A 1,448-nucleotide genomic window follows, 5' to 3' on the forward strand; every position below is an offset into this window, starting at 1 on the left:
GGGAGTGTAATATAAAGTGTGTAAGTTACCGGTAACAAAAACTTACGCACTTTATTTTTATGATAAAGTGCGGTACATTAAAAGAAAGGAATCGAAAGGATTATGAGTAACGCACTTATGGCACCACGTAAAAACAAAAGAAGCGAAGCCAGCAAAGCTATCGCACAGGCAATTATCGACCAGTACCAGCCTGCATCCGCTGAGGATATGCAGGACGCATTAAGGGATATCTTCGGCCCCATGTTTGAAGCAATGCTCCAAGGGGAAATGAACAGCCACCTTGGCTATGAGACAAATGATCACGGCTATAAAGAAACCAGTAACCGCAGAAATGGATATACCCATAAAAGTTTAAAGACCACAATGGGAGAAGTTGAGATCGACACGCCCCGTGACCGGGATGGATCTTTCGCCCCGCAGCTCATACCCAAACGTTCAAAGGATGTCAGTGGGATTGAAGATAAAGTATTGTCTATGTATGCGAGGGGAATGAGCCAGCGTGATATAGCGGATACGATCGAAGATATCTATGGATTTGAGATATCCCACGAAACGATCTCCAATATCACGGATCAAGTAATAGAAACAGCAAACGAATGGCAGAACCGTCCCCTTAAGAAGTTTTATGCATTCCTCTTTGTGGACTGCCTGTATGTAAACATACGAAAAGATATGGAAACAAAAAGCTGTGCGGTATATGTGGTCTTAGGATATGATATAAATGGGGTCAAGGATATCCTTGGCATCTGGATCGGGGAGGCAGAGGGAAAGCATTACTGGATGCAGATATTTGACGAGATCAAAAACCGTGGTGTGGAAGACATCCTTTTTATCAGCATGGATGGCGTGTCGGGACTGGAGGAAGGGGCAAGATCCATTTTTAAGGATGTGACTGTACAGAGGTGCATCGTGCACCTGATCCGAAATTCTGTCAGATACATACCCTCCAAAGACTACAAGGCATTTACCGCCCAGCTCAAAAAGGTGTACGGAGCGGCCAGCCTGAAAGCGGCAGAGGCGGAGTTTGAACGGTTCAGACAGGCATGGAGCCAGTATCCGGGTGCAGTAGATGTATGGAACCGCAACTGGACGCATGTGGAACAGCTGTATAATTACGGGAGTGCCATACGAAAAGTAATGTATACCACAAACGCCATAGAATCAGTCAATTCCAGTTTCAGGAAGGTGACAAAGAAAGGCTCTTTTCCCAGCGAAGACGCTGTCCGGAAAGCCTTATATCTGAGGATCACAGAACTGTATAAGAAATGGAACGGCCGTCCGGTGTCAAACTGGGCACTGGTTAGAAATCAGCTTTCGATGGATGATAAGATCCAGAAACGCATACTGAGATACGAAAATTTCTAAAAAGTGGGAGGCACTTGTACATGAGCAGATACTACGATTATTTTCAGAAGCAGGAACATACTTCAGAAGAGGTGACTATTGAT

Annotated in this window: 1 protein-coding gene; it reads left to right on the forward strand. The window is 44.9% G+C overall.

The window, feature by feature from the left end; translation table 11 throughout:
• Positions 1-117 precede the first annotated feature (117 nt).
• Positions 118-1,365, forward strand: coding sequence for an IS256 family transposase (locus D7Y06_RS25130; protein ID WP_120410192.1), 1,248 nt, complete (start codon positions 118-120; stop codon positions 1,363-1,365).
• The last annotated feature ends 83 nt before the right edge of the window (positions 1,366-1,448 follow it).

Origin of the sequence: Roseburia sp. 1XD42-69, from assembly GCF_003612565.1 — a bacterium.
In the GTDB taxonomy this organism is placed as follows: domain Bacteria; phylum Bacillota; class Clostridia; order Lachnospirales; family Lachnospiraceae; genus Roseburia_B.

Excerpts from the sequence above, each read along its gene's own strand:
- D7Y06_RS25130 (WP_120410192.1), top strand. The coding sequence starts at position 118 with ATGGCACCACGTAAAAACAAAAGAAGCGAAGCCAGCAAAGCTATCGCA.